The 17596-nt window shown below is 44.0% G+C and carries 14 protein-coding genes; 2 read left to right on the top strand and 12 right to left on the bottom strand.

The window, feature by feature from the left end; all coding sequences use genetic code 11:
• Positions 1-2 precede the first annotated feature (2 nt).
• The 12 genes from AACV32_RS13145 to AACV32_RS13090 all read right to left on the bottom strand — a co-directional run bounded on the left by AACV32_RS13145 (position 3) and on the right by AACV32_RS13090 (position 15517).
• Positions 3-1820, bottom strand: coding sequence for an extracellular solute-binding protein (locus tag AACV32_RS13145; protein WP_249339494.1), 1818 nt, complete (start codon positions 1818-1820; stop codon positions 3-5).
• A gap of 251 nt (positions 1821-2071) precedes the next feature.
• Positions 2072-3019: an exopolyphosphatase gene (locus AACV32_RS13140; RefSeq protein ID WP_038148427.1), complete on the bottom strand. Its 948-nt coding sequence runs from the start codon at positions 3017-3019 to the stop codon at positions 2072-2074.
• A gap of 314 nt (positions 3020-3333) precedes the next feature.
• Positions 3334-3954: an ATP-dependent zinc protease family protein gene (locus tag AACV32_RS13135; protein ID WP_017049593.1), complete on the bottom strand. Its 621-nt coding sequence runs from the start codon at positions 3952-3954 to the stop codon at positions 3334-3336.
• 28 nt (positions 3955-3982) lie between these two features.
• The gene (locus AACV32_RS13130; protein WP_170895229.1) at positions 3983-5164 is read right to left on the bottom strand and encodes an amino acid aminotransferase; all 1182 of its coding nucleotides are present in this window, start codon (positions 5162-5164) and stop codon (positions 3983-3985) included.
• A 62-nt stretch (positions 5165-5226) separates the two neighbouring features.
• Positions 5227-5694: an anaerobic ribonucleoside-triphosphate reductase-activating protein gene (nrdG, locus tag AACV32_RS13125; protein WP_017049595.1), complete on the bottom strand. Its 468-nt coding sequence runs from the start codon at positions 5692-5694 to the stop codon at positions 5227-5229.
• A gap of 23 nt (positions 5695-5717) precedes the next feature.
• Positions 5718-7838, bottom strand: coding sequence for an anaerobic ribonucleoside-triphosphate reductase (gene nrdD, locus AACV32_RS13120; RefSeq protein WP_026028505.1), 2121 nt, complete (start codon positions 7836-7838; stop codon positions 5718-5720).
• Between the two features lie 544 nt (positions 7839-8382).
• A complete protein-coding gene (locus AACV32_RS13115) occupies positions 8383-9813 on the bottom strand; it encodes a transporter substrate-binding domain-containing diguanylate cyclase (protein ID WP_017049596.1) in 1431 nt (476 codons plus the stop codon).
• Positions 9814-10044: 231 nt separating this feature from the next.
• Positions 10045-13191 (bottom strand): efflux RND transporter permease subunit, encoded by a 3147-nt coding sequence (locus AACV32_RS13110; protein WP_026028506.1) that lies wholly within the window; start codon positions 13189-13191, stop codon positions 10045-10047.
• Between the two features lies 1 nt (position 13192).
• Positions 13193-14212 carry an efflux RND transporter periplasmic adaptor subunit gene (locus AACV32_RS13105; RefSeq protein WP_026028507.1) on the bottom strand — a complete coding sequence of 340 codons (1020 nt, stop codon included), beginning with the start codon at positions 14210-14212 and terminating at the stop codon, positions 13193-13195.
• Positions 14213-14268: 56 nt separating this feature from the next.
• Positions 14269-14727 (bottom strand): YeeE/YedE family protein, encoded by a 459-nt coding sequence (locus AACV32_RS13100; protein WP_017049599.1) that lies wholly within the window; start codon positions 14725-14727, stop codon positions 14269-14271.
• A gap of 10 nt (positions 14728-14737) precedes the next feature.
• On the bottom strand, positions 14738-15157 hold the full coding sequence (locus AACV32_RS13095; protein WP_017049600.1) for a YeeE/YedE family protein: 420 nt from the start codon (positions 15155-15157) through the stop codon (positions 14738-14740).
• A gap of 30 nt (positions 15158-15187) precedes the next feature.
• Positions 15188-15517 carry an ArsR/SmtB family transcription factor gene (locus AACV32_RS13090; protein WP_013867870.1) on the bottom strand — a complete coding sequence of 110 codons (330 nt, stop codon included), beginning with the start codon at positions 15515-15517 and terminating at the stop codon, positions 15188-15190.
• Between the two features lie 132 nt (positions 15518-15649).
• Between AACV32_RS13090 and AACV32_RS13085 the strand changes: the two genes are divergently transcribed.
• Entirely contained in the window at positions 15650-15835 is a 186-nt protein-coding gene (locus AACV32_RS13085) for a YgaP family membrane protein (protein WP_017042380.1), read from the top strand.
• Positions 15836-15887: 52 nt separating this feature from the next.
• On the top strand, positions 15888-17591 hold the full coding sequence (locus tag AACV32_RS13080) for an FAD-dependent oxidoreductase (RefSeq protein WP_017050708.1): 1704 nt from the start codon (positions 15888-15890) through the stop codon (positions 17589-17591).
• The last annotated feature ends 5 nt before the right edge of the window (positions 17592-17596 follow it).

Below are 17596 nucleotides of genomic sequence, written 5' to 3'. Positions count from 1 at the left end.
TCTTAACGGCGTTTTTCTGGTAGCAATTGCGCTTTCTGCTCCGAAACCCACCAAGTATCAAGACCAATATCATATTTTGGCATCACACTAGGGCGCTCGAATTTGTCCCAAGTTGCGATACGATATTGGCTCAGATACCACTGTGGGATCAGATAAAAATTCCATTGTAGAACGCGATCTAATGCTCGGCCTAAAGGCAATAATTTTTCTGGATGCTCTTGATTGGCGGCAATTTGTTCAGTGAGGAAGTCGACAACTGGGTCTGCCACTCCAGCACGATTGTACGTGGAATCGATGTAGTTTGAATTCCAGATAATCAACAAGTTAGGACTTGGGTAAGGATTCGCCGCATAGGCCGACGAAAGCATGTCAAAATCTCTATCGCGCAAACGCTTAAGATATTGTGTGGTATCCACTGAGCGAATCTTCATCTCGATACCAAGCTTTTTTAGATTTTTTTGCAAAGGAATAGCAATGCGTTCCGTGGTCGGACTGTAGATCAATAACTCAAACTCAAACGCTTTACCCGTTTCTTTATGGGTCATCACTTTATCTTTCAGCTCCCACCCCGCCTCTTTGAGCAATTGAAAAGCGACTCGTAGTTGTTGACGAATACGACCAGACCCATCCGTCACTGGTGGTTGGTATTCTTGGGTAAAAACACGTTCTGGGATCTTATCTTTTAGTGGTGTAAGAATAGTAAGTTCATCAGTAGAGGGAAGACCTTTCGCTTCATACTCTGTGTTTTGAAAATAGCTACGCGTTCGTGAATATTGATCGTAGAACATATTTTTGTTCATCCATTCAAAATCCATCGCATAGGTCAAAGCCTCGCGCACTTTCGGATCACTAAACACTTCTCGTTGAATATTAAATACAAAACCTTGGGTTGAAGCTGGGCTATTATGCGCGATCGCTTCTTTCTTGATGAATCCTTTATCAAAGTTCAATCCAGTGTATGAGCTGGCCCAAAACTTCGCCGAACTCTCTTGGCGAATATCAAATTCCCCAGCTTTAAATGCCTCAAGCATTACGGTATCGTCGCGGTAATAGTCGTATTGGATCTGCTTGAAATTATGCCGCCCAATGTTGACTGGTAAGTTGGCAGCCCAATAATCTTTCTGCAACTCATAAGTGACACTCTGCCCAGTTTGATAACGTACGACTTTGTAAGGACCGCTGCCGACTGGCGGTTCATTTAATGGTTCTGCTAAGTTTTTATCCTGCCAATAGTGCTTAGGCAACACTTGAGTTGATTGAGCCAAACTAAAAAGCTTTTCTCTATTAGGTTCTGACATCTCAATACGAACCGTTAAAGGATGGATCGCCGTTACCGATTTAACCGCTTTGTAAAACAGTCGATATTGAGGCACTCCTTCTGTCATGAACTTGTTGAACGTAAACTCAACATCTTGCGCGGTGATCGGTTTACCGTCTTGAAAACGTGCGTTCGGGTTGATATCTAGTTCTAGCCACGAATAGTCATCAGAATAACGAACTTTAGAAGCAATCAATGGATAATAGGTATCAATTTCGTCGCTGGGCGCAAACATCAGTGAATCATAAAGCTCACCACTGCCTGCCGCCGGAGCGCCTCGGGAAGCAAAGCGGTTAAAATTGTCGTAAGTACCTACCTCGCCATAAGTTACTTTTCCGTACTTAGGTGCGCTTGGATTAACATAATCGAAATGAGAAAAATTGGCGGGATATTTGGCTTGCCCAACGCCGGATAATGTTGTGGTTTCTACAACATCCGCAGTCGCCAAAGCACTCATCAGCAGCACAGTCACACCTAACAGCGTAGGCTTAATTTTTCTCATACTAGAATCCTTCCATTGATAACTTCGCGACATTCCATCGGTGTAAACTATTAATAATTCAGTCACTTGGGTAAGTATAGAGAAAAATAAGATTTACGAAACCCCAAGCTGCAATTATAACGAAACAACTTGGCATTGCTGGTAAGTGGTGCGTCGCAATAAGAATTGGTAACTTTGTGGTTTTAGGAACGAAACGTATAGAAAACGCCGCGATGAGATAAAAAGCCCTGCCATGCAGGGCTTCATCGGCTTTAACCATCTGTGGTAATTTGGCTGATCAGCTCTTTTTCTACCTGCTCGGCCATTTCAAGAGCAATTTGGCACGTTCCAGCCGCTTGATGGCCTCCACCACCATATTTGAGCATTAATCCGCCCACATTGGTTTTCGAGCCACGATCAAAAATAGATTTCCCCGTAGCAAACACGATATTTTGCTTCTGAAAGCCCCACATTTTGTGAATCGAGATATTACACTGGGGAAATAAGGCATAAATGATAAACCGATTCCCCGCGTAAATAATTTCTTCGCCCGTCAAATCAAGAATGACAAGGTTTTTATAGACTTTGGCACAACGTTGAATCTGCTGTTTAGATAGAATTTCATGCTCACGGTACAAAGTAACTCGCTCTTGAACGTCCGGCAGAGCAAGAATCTCAGCAATGGAGTGGTTCGCACAGTAGTCGATAAGATCCATCATTAACTGATAATTGGAGATACGAAATTCATGGAAGCGCCCTAAACCTGTTCTTGCATCCATCAGGAAATTCAGTAAATTCCATCCCGCAGAATCAAGCACTTCATCCCGAGTAAACTGCGCGGAGTCACCTTTGTCGACAGCAATCAGCATCTCTTGCCACTGAGAGGGAAACGTATCCAGTCCGCCATAATATTGCCATACTACATGCGCGGCAGACGGCGCGTTTGGATCAATAATATGATTCGGCCTTTCACCTTGATTGCGAATAGTTTCCGATAGGTGATGATCAAAAATTAAGTGAGCATTAGCGACATAAGGCAGGTTAGTGACAATGTCACGCTCAGTTGTCGTCACCTTCCCATCTTGCATATCCTTTGGGTGAACAAATACGATCTCGTCAATTAGGTTGAGTTTTTTGAGCAACACGGCACAAACCAGCCCATCAAAATCGCTGCGTGTCACTAATCTAAATTTACTTTCAGCTTGTTGATGCTCAGACATAGACAATTTCCTTATTAGCAGTCATATCACTGCTCGGCGTGGGTTTAAGCAGTGTTTTGTATATCAGATCCTGAGTTAACACCTTTTAGGTTTACCAATGCAGGTGGTATGTTTTCATTTTAGACGCCATCGTCTTTTTAACAAACTTAACACAATGGTTTTCAAACATTATTCAACACAGCGCATCATTTTATTGAGCAAATATCGAATAAAGTAATGAGGAATGAAGACTGCTGTTACAACTAGGGAATTGAAGGTAAGAAAAAGCCAGCAACAAGTGCTGGCTGTTAAGTTGAGCTAAGAAGGAGGTATCTCTATTTACGTTTATCCTGCACGTACTTTCGGCTCACATCAACAAGCGCTACATCTTTAAAGAAACTACGACCAAGTAACAGTGGGTAAGTGAGATGTGTACGATCGGCAAGCGTAAATTCGGTTCTCTCTTTGAGATCACCAATTTCAATCCAAGCGACAACGACCGCACGTCTTTGTGTCCCCTCTGCACTGGATTGCCGAATTCTGACCCAGCGTTCAACAGGTAAACTTATCTCATCACTTTTGATGTCATCGTGTTCAATCCTGAACTTGACCCAATCATTTCCATCGCGTTCAAAAGCAACAACATCCACGGCACTAATTGAAGAGGTGGCCGCCCCGGTATCGATACGCGCTTTGAAGCTTTCGTTCAAACTCGGCACATAAACCCACTCTTTTTCGCCCAAAATAAGCTTACCATCAGAGGTTTTTTTGGCCTTCACCACCACTGGCTCTTTCGAGGGTTTTTCAACCGGTTTTTGTGCCTCAGTATTTTGTTGTTTTGGCTCTTCAACTTTTGGCTTTTGCTCTGGTTGTGTTGAGGTTTGCTTTAGCGTACTACATGCCATCAAACCAGTACTCAACATTAAAAGAGCAATAAGTTTCAAGTGTTGTTTCATTGACCCACCTAATCAAACTGATAAATATTTAAGAGACATTCACTATGGCTTGAGCAACATACGGAATATGTTGTTCTGATAAGCCTGCAATGTTAATTCGGCCATCACCTACCCCATAGATTCCATATTGATCACGTAGCTGAGCCATCTGTTCTGGAGTAAAGCCTAGCACAGTAAACATCCCTTTGTGACTTTCGATAAAATCGAATTGTGAAGTATTGTGCTGATTTCTCAAATAATTACACAAGGTTTGACGCAGGTTTAACAAACGCTGCTGCATTTCACTTAACTCTTGCTTCCAAATCGCGGTTAATGCTTGATTTTGTAAAATAGTTTTCACCAGTGCAGCACCATGATCGGGCGGCATAGTATAGGTCGAACGGGCTAACGTTAGTAATTTACCTTTTGCATTCGCTACATCTTGTGCGTTTTTACCGACAACAATCGCGGCGCCAGTTCGTTCTCGGTAGAGACCAAAGTTCTTTGAACAAGAGGTGGTGATCAACATCTCTTCGGCGTTGTTTGCCATAAAACGCAGCCCTTTCACATCCTCTTCAAGACCTTCACCAAACCCTTGGTAGGCAACATCAACAAAAGGGATGAAGCCATTTTTCTGCGCAAGACTGGTGATCGCTTGCCATGCGGCGAAATCAATATCCGCGCCAGTTGGGTTATGGCAGCAACCATGGATAAGCACCACATCTTTTGGCCCTGCTTGCGATAAATCATCAAGCATCCGTGCAGTATCGACTTGCTTAGTCTCGCGACAGAAGTAAGAATAATATTTCACTTTTAAACCCGCCGCTTCCATCACAGGTTTATGATTGACGTAACTTGGGTCAGTAATCCACACCGTCGTTTCTGGTTGTGCTACGTGCATTAAGTCACCGAGCATACGCAGCGCACCGCTTGCTCCGGGCGTTTGAATCGCAGCCACACGATCAAGCACTGAAGTGCCAGACAATAATAAGTTCACCATGCTTTGGTTAAACTCTTCACACCCAGCAAGTCCAACATACGATTTAGTGGTTTGTGTGGCAATCACGTGCTCTTGCGCTTTGGCAATAGCGCGCATAATCGGCGTCTCTCCTTGGCTATTACGATAAACGCCAATGCCTAGGTCAACTTTTTCGCTGCGAAGATCGTTGCGGTATGCAACCGATAATGAAAGTATTGGATCGAGTGTTGGTGTTGGTAAATGTGAAAACATGAAGGTCACAACCCTTTGAAATTCAAGTAATGACCTTCAAGTTAGCACTAGATACATAATTTTTACAGTTTAAATTGATGGATTATTTGATTGGCACTGCCTCGCCATTCTAAGCTTGGATCGGCTTTATCCTGTTCAAATTTTCCATCAATCAAGACATCAACATATTCAATGACTTGTCTTTGAGCATCACTGAGTTCGTTTAGGGTATATCCCGTCCATAACCAGATATCTTTCCCCACACATTCAGTCTTTACTCGTTTAACCAACGGCAAAATAGAAGCAAGGTTTTGCGGGTGTAAGGGATCGCCACCCGACAAGGATAAGCCTCGGCGCTTGATGCGCGTGTCGTTCAAATCGGTGATGATCTGCTGCTCTAGTTGCTCATTGTAAGTGTGGCCAGAATGCAGCGACCAAGTCCCTTTGTTGTAACATCCTTTGCACTGATGTTCACAGCCGGAGACGAACAGCGTACAACGCGTCCCCGGGCCATTCACAACATCAATCGGATGGTATTGGTGATAATTCATGCCAGCAGGTTACTCACTATCACTTACAAGTGTTTAACGCGACGTTTAACTTCTTCTTGTTTACCGAAGTTAAACGGACGAGCATCTGGGCTGCCAAGGTAGCCACACACGCGGCGGGTTACGGAGACTTTGGATGAGTCGTGATTACCACATTTAGGACAGGTAAACCCTTTACTCGTACACTCAAATTCGCCAGTAAAACCGCATTCATAGCACTCATCAATTGGCGTATTGGTCCCATAATAAGGAACACGGCTATAACTGTAATCCCAAACGTTTTCAAGCGCTTCTATGTTTTTCTGCATATTCGGGAACTCTCCATAACAGATAAAACCACCACTTGAAACCTCTGGATATGGCATCTCAAAATCAATCTTATCGTATGGATTAACTTTCTTTTGCACATCCAAATGGAAGCTATTGGTGTAATAACCTTTATCCGTTACGCCTTCAATCACACCAAATTCTTTGGTGTCGATACGGCAGAAACGGCTGCAGAGATTCTCACTTGGCGTACCGTACAAACTGAATGCGTAACCGGTTTCTTCCGCCCATTGGTTAACGGCCCCTTTCAGGTATTTAATAATATCTAACGCGCGATCTCGCAGTTCACTATCATCATAAACATGTGTATCACTGCCATAGAGTGCAGTAATGGTTTCGTGCACACCGATGTAGCCCAAAGAGATAGATGCTCGGCCATTTTTGAATATATCGGCAATAGAATCATCGGCTTTTAAACGAACACCACATGCCCCTTCCATATACAAAATAGGTGCGACGCGTGCTTTGACTTTTTCAAGGCGGCTGATGCGAGTTTCTAAAGCACGGCGAGCCAGTTTTAATTTTTTATCGAGTAATGTGTAGAACTGTTCAATATTTCGGCCCGCTTTCAGCGCGATACGAGGTAAATTGAGACTGACTACCCCCAAATTATTCCGCCCTTCGTGAATCAGCTCACCACCTTCTTCATAGGTATTTAAGAAGCTGCGGCAACCCATTGGGGTTTTGAATGAACCAGTAACTTCAACTACTTTGTCGTAGTTGAGAATATCCGGGTACATGCGTTTGGTCGCACACTCTAATGCGAGTTGTTTAATGTCATAATTTGGATCTTCCGCTTTATGATTTAAGCCATCTTTGATGGCAAATACCAATTTAGGGAATACAGCCGTTTTACGATTTTTGCCTAAGCCAGCAATGCGATTTTTCAAAATTGACTGTTGAATCAATTTAGAGGCCCAACTGGTCCCTAGACCAAAGCCGAAAGTGACAAACGGAGTTTGCCCATTCGCGGTATGCAAAGTGTTGACTTCATATTCAAGTGACTGGAATGCGTCGTAGCACTCTTTTTCTGTACGGGACATAGCAAAGGCTTCGGGATGATGAATATCCCACTCTTTTGCTATTTCTAAATGTTTGTCGTAACTGGCTGTCACATAAGGTTCAAGCACTTCATCGATACGGTTGATGGTGGTGCCGCCGTAAATATGGCTCGCAACCTGAGCGATAATTTGCGCGGTCACTGCGGTGGCGGTTGAAATTGATTTTGGCGTATCAATTTCCGCATTACCCATTTTAAAGCCATGAGTGAGCATGCCTTTTAAATCAATCAGCATGCAGTTAAACATTGGGAAAAAGGGAGCGTAATCCAAGTCATGATAGTGGATATCACCCTCTTCATGCGCTTGCACAATATCACGCGGTAAAATGCGGGTTTTAGCGTAGTGTTTCGCCACAATACCAGCCAGTAAGTCACGCTGCGTTGGGATAACTTTGCCGTCTTTATTCGCATTTTCATTGAGCAGATCGGCATTACTTTCTTCGATAAGGCCTTCAATCTCTTGCGTCAAGGCACTTTGCTTTTCACGCGCGATATCACGATCGTGTCGGTACTCGATGTATGAACGAGCTAATGCTTTATAGGGCCCTTGCATTAGCTCGTTCTCTACTAAGGTTTGAATCTCGGCGATATGGACTTCATCGTAATCTTTGAGCTTCAGTTCTACCGCCAACGCCACATTGAGTGCGTAAATAGCGATCTCTTTATCAATATGTTCAGCTGCACTTTCCACGGCAGATTGAATGCGATCACGGTTGAACGGGGCTCTCGATCCGTCACGTTTGATTACGATAGGTTTCACCATTTCTCCTTACCCCTAGCATACTCACAGAGTTATCCACAAATACACTATATAGAGCAGTTTATTATCCGACTGACACAATATATTGTGGTGCATTTAACGAAAACTCCCAACTCAGGGTATTGATTTGGATCAATAAAAACCGAGCATTGAACAAGATCAATGCGATCTTGGAGTAGTAGATCTCACTTAGAAAAGAAACGATGAAAATTGCAAATTTTTGATTTTTCCTCTTGAAATTTCACCGAACCTGATAGGCTAAGCCTTCGGATTCGATCAGTGAGGTATTGCGATGTTAAAATCAAAATGTGTATGTCAATTAGCGGCAGCAATACTCTTTATTCCCTCTTTCGCGACTTGGGCACAAAGTCTCACATTAGCGACATGGAATGTCGAATTCCAACACACTATTTCATGATTAATCGAGGTCATTTCGTTGCCAAAAAATATCATCCATACTTTTCTTGGAATGGCTTTTCTTGAAACACTGTCCTCGGGCGAGCCAAGTGATAATAGATGGCCGAAATGAAGTTAATAGGAATGTTCAATCCGCACATTGATCGACTTTAACAACTACAGCACGATTTTTACCCGCCGACTTGGCTTGGTACATTAAACTGTCCGCAACAGTAAGTGAGACTTTATCAGGAACAAGATCGTAATAGGCGCCACCCAAACTGATACTGAGCGTGATGGTATCATTGGCTACTCGCATTGGATTTTCATAGACAGATTGACAGATATATTGAGCTTTCAATTTGACCTCTTCAAAGGTATAGAGAGTAAGAATAATGGCGAACTCTTCTCCACCTAAACGAGCAATAAAGTCATTATTGGATAACTTTCTCTGTACATGTCTAACCACATGAATAATGGCTTGATCACCCACTTCATGGCCAAACTGATCATTGATTAGCTTAAAGTTATCAATGTCAAATACCAATAAGGTGAAGGGGACGGGAGTTCCTTGCAATTCTGCTATCTTTGATTGGAAGTGTCGGCGATTACTGATTTTTGTTAGCTCATCAGTTTGCGCCAATTTCTCTAGCAAGTGATTTGCTCTCTCTAAATCGATGGTTTTATGTATGACTGCGCGTCTTAACATCAAGATGTAAATACAGAGAACCATCAGAGCTACGCTAATGATGATCGGGATAAAATATTTTGGGTAAACCGTTTCCATGTAGATCCAGCGACTAAATAACTGCATTTTAGAGGCATCAGATACCTTATCTGTCGCATTTGCGAGCTTCTGCCAAAGAACGTCATTGCCCTCTTTTACCCCAAAGCGCAACGGCTCAGAATAGAGAAACTTAACTGGCACATATTTTTTCGGGCTATTTTCTGTAAACATAAAGAGATTAGCGACTTGATAATCGCTAATAAACCCTTCTAATTTTGCACTGGAAGCGGCATACAACATATCTTCATTCGTGGCAAAGTAGACCAAGTTTAATTTAGGTAAATATTGAGCTGCGTAATACGCCTCATAGCCACCCAATACAACGCCAACCTTAATATCGATTTCACCTGAAAATATTTTGTCAAAATCCGTACCGAGTAAGTGTTGATCTAAGAATACGTGCGTCTCGATCGCCATAATTTCAGGTCCAAAATCGAGGAATAGATCTCGCTCAGGTGATTGAATTAGACCCGCATGAACGTCGGCTTGCCCATGTTTAACCAGCTCTAGTGATTCGTTCCAGCTTACTAGTTTAAATTCAACATCGAACCCGCTTTGCTCAGCAACGACTTTCCAATAATCGACTAAGATTCCGGCAGGCTCTCCTTGCTTATTAATATACGAATACGGTTTCCACTTGGCTGAGCTTGTAATAAGCAGAGGTTGAGAAAGATCATGCTCGCTGGAGAGCGGTTCACCGACTTCTGCCGTAGAAGCGATGACTGGAAGCTGCAGCGCCAATACAGCCATCACTCGAGAAAATATCATCAATAACGCAGATTTCAGTTTCATGTTTTCCTAACTGGGGAGTTTGGTTGACTCAAACACGATTAAGCTTGCACCGCTTTTCTTGTTATGAAACACCTTTAGTTACAATCATAGCGAATTTATCCGTAATCTACCTATTTAAAACTGCATTTTTAATATCCATTGCCTGCTGACATTTTAAAGCTGATAAAAAGGGCGCTGACTACTCAGCGCCCTTTTTATAGTTAGAGCAAGGGAATAGTTAGAACAGAAAGATCAATGACGCATAACCGTATAATACAAAACAGGAATAACTAATAAAGTTAAGACGGTAGAAACAAAGATGCCGAAAATCAGGCTAATGGCTAAGCCATTAAAAATGGGATCATCTAAAATAAATACCGCCCCGATCATGGCCGCTAAAGCGGTAAGCATGATGGGTTTAGCACGAACAGCCGCAGACTGAATAACCGCTTCGGAAAATGCCACACCTTCTTCAACCTGCTGATTAATGAAATCAACCAGCAAGATGGAGTTACGCACAATAATCCCCGCGAGTGCTATCATCCCAATCATCGACGTGGCGGTGAACTGAGCACCAAGTAACGCATGTCCGGGCATGACGCCAATAATCGTCAGTGGAATTGGAGCCATAATGATCAACGGAATAAGGTAGGACTTAAACTGCGCGACAACCAGTAAGTAAATAAGGATCATCCCAACTGCGTAGGCAATGCCCATGTCGCGGAATGTTTCATAAGTGATCGTCCATTCACCATCCCAGAAGATTTCGACACCATTTAACCCTGTAGGTTGGTGGATATAATACTGTTCCACAGGTAGACCAAGTGCATTGATGTTGAACGCCATTTCAAACATACCGTATAAGGGGCTGTCTGTTTCACCCGTCATATCCGCCACCACCATCACCATTGGTAACAGGTTTTTATGCACAATGTAGTCATCCATTTGAGTTTGGCGAATAGTGACTAAATCAGACAATGGATATGCACTGCCCGCAGTGCTCGCTACTTTCATGTTCAACACTTGATCTAATCGGACTTTGACGTTTTCACTAGCTTGCACTTGAATGGGGATTGGGTACTTGCTGTACTCACTGTGCAAATAGGTGATCGGCTTTCCACCGACGGCCGTCGCCAAAGCATCGACTATCGAAGCATAAGGTACTTGATAGTGTGACGCTTTACTGCGATCAATCACTACTTGCCATTTTTGATGCACTTCCGGTAGATACATATCGATATCGACAATATCCGCTGTTTCGTGGAAGATCCCGCGTAGCATCCTTGCCGCTTGTGCCCGAATCTCATGTGTCGGACCATAAACTTCCGCTAAAATAGGTGACCAAACGGGTGGCCCCGGTGGAACTTCAACGACTTTGACTTTACCGCCAAATCGGCTGGCAACCTCATTAAGCTTGAGGCGTACTTCACTTGCAATCGTATGACTATCTTTATCGCGCTCTTTTCGCCCTAACAGGTTCACCTGAATATCACCTTGGTTGGCTTGATTGCGCATAAAATAATGACGAACAAGGCCATTGAAGTTGATCGGTGCGGCTGTACCTGCGTAAATCTGATATCCACTGACTTCAGGCACGCTATTTAACACCGTGCCAAGTTCAAATAAAACGCGTTGCGTTTTCTCAAGCGACGCCCCTTCAGGCATATCCAATACCACTTGAAACTCTGATTTATTATCGAAAGGCAGCATTTTTAAAACCACGGCCTTTGTGATTGGCAGTAATAGGGAGCCAGCAATAAGCGCAAATACCGCAAGCATCAAGAAAAGCCGGTTACGTCTTTGTGCAGCCGAGACCACGAAAGGATTCATGATTCGGTGAAAGATGCCTTGAGTTGATTGAGATTGTGCTTGATGCGATGAAGGCTTAAGAAACTTGGCCGCTAACCAAGGTGAAAAGACAAATGCAACCGCCAATGAAATCAGCATTCCCATCGAAGCATTGATGGGAATTGGGCTCATATACGGGCCCATAAGCCCAGAGACAAAGGCCATTGGCAACAGTGCGGCAATCACGGTTAAGGTAGCAAGGATTGTGGGTCCACCCACTTCATCAACCGCCGTAGGAATGAGATCCACCAGCTTGCGCTTACCTAACGCCATATGACGGTGGATATTTTCCACAACAACAATGGCATCGTCCACTAAAATGCCAATAGAGAAAATTAACGCAAAAAGCGAGACCCGGTTGAGTGTAAAACCCCATGCCCATGATGCAAACAGTGTCATCATCAAGGTGACAACAATAGCCATACCGACCACGATAGCCTCGCGCCATCCCATCGCAATAACCACCAAAATAACGACTGCAGTGGTTGCAAAAATCAATTTACCGATCAATGTATTGCTTTTATCGGCGGCGGTTTTCCCGTAGTCACGCGTGATTTCAACACTGATTCCGTGTGGAATTAACTGATTTTCAAGTTCTGCAACTCGAGCTTCAACCATCTCAGCCACACGAACGGCGTTTTCACCTCCTTTTTTAGCGATGGCTAAGGTAACTGCTGGATAAATACCTTGCTTATCACTGGTCCAAACTTGTTGGGTTGATGTATCAACACCCAATTGAACCGTAGCGACATCAGCTAAATATACCGGTGTCTGGTTATGCAGCCCAATCACCAATTGCTTTACTTCTTCAACTTTTGTTAAAAACTGACCAATTTGGATGGGAAACTGCTGATTTTCATGCGTCAGTTTCAACATTGGAGAGCTGTGGTTCGCCGCAGGAAGATGCTGATTCAGTTGATCTAACGTGATGCCAAAGCTGTTCATTTTAACGGGGTCTAAACGTACATCAACAATAGTAGGGTGGCGACCTATCGTATAAATATCTCGTGTACCATCAATGCGTTTGAGCTCTGTTTCTAAACCATGGGCCACTTGCGTTAACTGCTGGTTGTCCAAGGTGCCCGTTTTATCGGATAACGTAATGCTGACGATAGGCACATCTTCAATGCCTTTAGGTTTGATGATCGGCTCGCCCACCCCAACGCCTTTTGGCATCCAATCTTTATTGGAATAGAGTTTATTATAAATACGAACCACGGCGTCGTTTCTAGGGACGCCGACATCAAAGATAGCCACAATCATCGCACCATCGGGTTGTGAAAAAGAGTAAATTTTATCAATTCCCTCAATTTCAGAGATGATCTGCTCTGCAGGGTTCGTCACTAAACTCTCCACTTCCGCCGGAGAAGCGCCGGGAAAAGGAATATACACATCAGCAAAGGTCACATCGATTTGCGGCTCTTCTTCTTTAGGAGTAACCATTACCGCAAAAACGCCCATCAGTAACCCAACAATCGCGAGCAACGGCGTCATCGCTGAAGTCTGAAAAGCTTTGGCAATACGTCCTGAGACGCCTAAACGATTATCCATATCACTCACCTACTTGTGTAAATACACGGCTTGCGACCGTATCGCCTTGTTCCAAGCCAGATAATACTTCCACATATTCACCATAGGTTTGCCCTAATCGCACTGGATTTAGCAGTCGTTTATCATCAACGATGCGATATACGGCACTCAGTTCTGCTCGGCGAATCACAGCGGCAACAGGAATGAGCATCACCTCACGTTGACCATAATTAAACTCTGTCTTGACCCACATTCCCGGCATCACTTGCCCGAGCTTGTTAGTTTGATCTGCACGAGGCAACTCAAGACGGATTTTGAATGTATGAGATTGAGGGTCGGCATAGCTGAATAAGCTGTAATCGATTGGAGTTATTTTATCGCCCGTAGGCATAATGACTTGGAATTGAGCCACATTGGTGACTGCAGGCTGATAGCGCTGCGGAATAGCCGTTTCAACGCGTAACTCATTGAATGAGAAACCACTGAGTAGCGCCGTTCCTGGAGCCACCGTTTCACCCAGCTCTACATGTCGCTCCGTCACGACACCATCGTAAGGAGCGGTAATGTTGGTGTATCCAAGTGACTCCTTCGCTTGCACGACCGCAGCTTTTGCCGCTTTGACGGCCGCAGCAGCACTTCGAGCTTGAGCTTCAGCGCCATCCATTTGGTCTTGTGAGATCGCACCTTTAGGAAACAGCAGTTGATAACGCTTTAGTTGAGCTTGAGCTTCACGATTTCGAGCCTCTGCACTGGTTAACTGAGCTTGAGATGCGTCTAAAGAAGCCGATTGCTGAATAGCGCTGATTTCTAATAGCACATCGCCCTTTTTAACAAAATCGTTAACGTCGACATACACACCAACGACTCGACCAGAGGTTTGAGCCGCAACTGTCCCTTTGTTAACTGGCTGGACAACACCTTCGAATGCAATCTGCTGTGGTATCTGCTCATAGGTCACGATATAACGATCATCAGCATAGCCAACGACCCAATAACCGCTCGTGATTAAGGCAATACACACACTCCAGATTCGCCTTTTCATACCCATCCCTCATGTTAATCGTTACGGTTCAAGTTGCTTATTCCATTCTAGTTAGGTTAGGTCGTTTGCGTTTGCTGTTGTTTACTATTTTTAATGCAGATCAACAAATTAGTTGCACCAAGCCCAACCATCATTGAGGCAAAGAAGATCCACACATCAATATTACCCAAGGCAAGGCTCGATAGCGCAGGCCCTGGACAAATGCCGCCTAACCCCCAACCTAACCCAAAAATCGCAGCACCAGAGATAAGCCGGGTATCAACACTGCGAGTCGTCGCTAAACAGAACTTTTCTGCATTTATAGGCTGCTGTCTTGCTTTAATAACGATGAAATAGATCGGCATAAAAACGGCCAATGCGCCTCCCATCACAAACATTAAGCTTGGATCCCAAGCACCAGCCACATCCAAAAAACCTACGACTTTGGCTGGATCAGCCATTCCTGAGATAACCATACCCATACCAAACAAAATACCTGCCACTAACGAGGTTAATCTAAACAACATCTGATTCATTTTGACTCACTTATAGAAGATGAAGGCGTACAAACACAGTAATGGCAGCAACGCCCATGAAGGTACATGTCGCCGCAATAGAACGAGTGGATAGTCGGCCAACACCACAGATGCCATGGCCACTGGTGCAACCATTTCCTAATCGAGTGCCTACCCCAACTAATAGACCAGCAAGCGCCAAAACACCGTTATTAAAGTTAAACGTTTGCGGCACTTGTGCATTTAAAAACCAAACGGCAATAGCACCACCAGTTACCATGCCAAATGCAAATAACAAACGCCATGCAAAATCACGCGTTTTAGGTGTCATCAACCCCGTTAGTACCCCACTTATTCCAGCAATTTTGCCGTTAAACAGCAACATGATTGAAGTTGATACCCCTATTAAAACACCACCTAACAACGATTCCCAAGGAATAGAAAACAACATTATTTATCCTTTTAACCTATGACAAATGAACTAATTACAAAAAACGGTCTGCAAACTTTGAATAAGCTGTACAACCCGCGGATCCGATAGCGAATAGAAGACTTGCTGCGACTCCTTTCTTGCTTTGATCATATTTTGCTTACGAAGCACGGTTAAATGTTGCGAAAAGGCTGATTGACTTAACATCGAGCTTTGCTGCAATTCTCCAACGCCCACCTCACCATTAATTAACTGGCAAAGCACCATCAAACGCTCAGGATGGGCCATCGTTTTAAGCAACTCTGAAACCTCTATCGCATTTGTTTTCATTTGCTCCACATTGACTGATGTGATCTCCATCATTCCCCCTTCGCATTGCATTTAATTAGATAATACTAATGAATGAGCTTTAGTCAATGCTTATTTAGCTTATCCAAAATTAGATAAATTAACATTAGACATTGCTAATCAATAAATTTATAGTGACTTTAATTTACAACGGAGGGTAACAACATGACGATTGAAAATGGGGTAAGAATATTGGCGGGCAGCATGGTACTGCTGTCGATCGTTTTAACTGTGTTTGTCCATTCAAACTTTATTTGGCTAACGGTATTTGTTGGAGTGAACTTAATTCAAAGCGCTTTCACAGGGATTTGTCCAGCGGCCTTTTTCTTGAAAAAGCTTGGCCTGCACTGAGGATTTACTTACCTTACCATGCCGCTTTTGTTTAATTTTACTGGAGTAATTTATGACTAAGATTGTGATTATTGGTGGTGTCGCGGGTGGTGCATCCGCAGCGGCTCGTGCTCGTCGACTCAGCGAAGAAGCTGAAATCATTATGTTTGAGCGGGGCCCCTTCGTTTCATTTGCTAACTGTGGCTTGCCATATCACATCGGCGGTGACATCAAAGAGCGCAGCAATTTGCTGCTACAAACACCGGAAAGCTTTTTAGCGCGTTTTAATGTAGATGTGCGCACTATGAATGAAGTGCTGCGCATTAATCGTGCAGCGAAAACCATCACTGTACGCAATCTGCTCGATCAGTCAGAGTACCAAGAAAGCTATGATTTTTTGCTGCTTTCCCCTGGAGCGGGTCCTATTGTCCCGTCGATTCCTGGGATTCAAAACCCACTGACCCATTCGCTGCGCAACATTCCAGATATGGATAAAATCATCCAGACGCTGCAAATGAATAAACCTGAGCATGCAACTGTCGTCGGCGGTGGTTTTATCGGTTTGGAAATGATGGAAGCGTTCCATCACCTTGGTATCAAAACCACGCTGATCGAAATGGCTGATCAGGTAATGACACCTGTCGATAATGAAATGGCGGGCTTTGCTCATGCGGAGATTCGCGCTAAAGGCATCGATTTACGTTTAGGTGTTGCCTTAAAATCGGTCGAATATAAACCAGCGGCGACGTTACCTAGCACAGAATCGGGTGAAACTCTGGAGCACAAACACATCGAAGGTGAACTGGATCTTGTGCTCAGCAATGGTGAAATACTCACCACTGACATCCTGATTATGGCGATTGGTGTGCGTCCAGAAACCAAACTGGCTGCTGAAGCGGGCTTACAACTCGGTGAACTTGGTGGCATTTGGGTGAACGAACAGATGCAGACCAGCGATCCAGCGATTTACGCCGTCGGCGATGCGATCGAAGAAAAGGATTTTGTTACAGGCAAACAAACGCTGGTTCCACTCGCTGGTCCTGCCAATCGCCAAGGTCGCATGGCAGCTGATAACATGCTTGGTCGTAACGAAACCTATCAAGGAACACAAGGAACCGCAATCTGTAAAATATTCGACTTAGCCGTGGCATCCACAGGCAAAAATGAGAAGCAACTAAAACGTGACGGCGTTGATTACGAAAAAGTGTACGTTCACACAGCCAGCCATGCGAGCTACTATCCGGGCGCTGAAGTGGTGTCGTTCAAAATGCTGTTCGATCCAAAATCAGGCAAAATCTTCGGGGCACAAGCGGTGGGTAAAGATGGCATCGACAAGCGTATCGACGTGATGGCTGTCGCTCAACGTGCAGGTATGACAGTAGAACAACTACAACACTTAGAGCTGACTTACGCGCCACCATACGGCAGCGCGAAAGATGTGATTAACCAAGCAGCTTTCGTCGCGACAAATATAATGAAAGGCGATGCAAAAGCCATCCATTTTGATCAAATCGATTCGCTAAGTGACACGCATATTATTTTGGATGTACGTAATCCAAGTGAACGTGAAAATGGTAATCATCTCAAAGGCGACATCAATATTCCGGTTGACCAACTTCGTCAACGTATGGATGAACTGCCCAAAGACAAAGAGATCATCATTTATTGCCAAGTCGGGTTGCGCGGTAATGTAGCCTACCGCCAACTGGCCAATAATGGCTTTAAAGCACGTAACTTGATTGGTGGGTTCCGTACTTATCTGTTTGCAAAACAATAAAAGAT

Origin of the sequence: Vibrio sp. B7 (assembly GCF_963888765.1) — a bacterium.
Taxonomy (GTDB): domain Bacteria; phylum Pseudomonadota; class Gammaproteobacteria; order Enterobacterales; family Vibrionaceae; genus Vibrio; species Vibrio anguillarum.
This window is presented reverse-complemented; position numbering and strand designations above follow the sequence as displayed.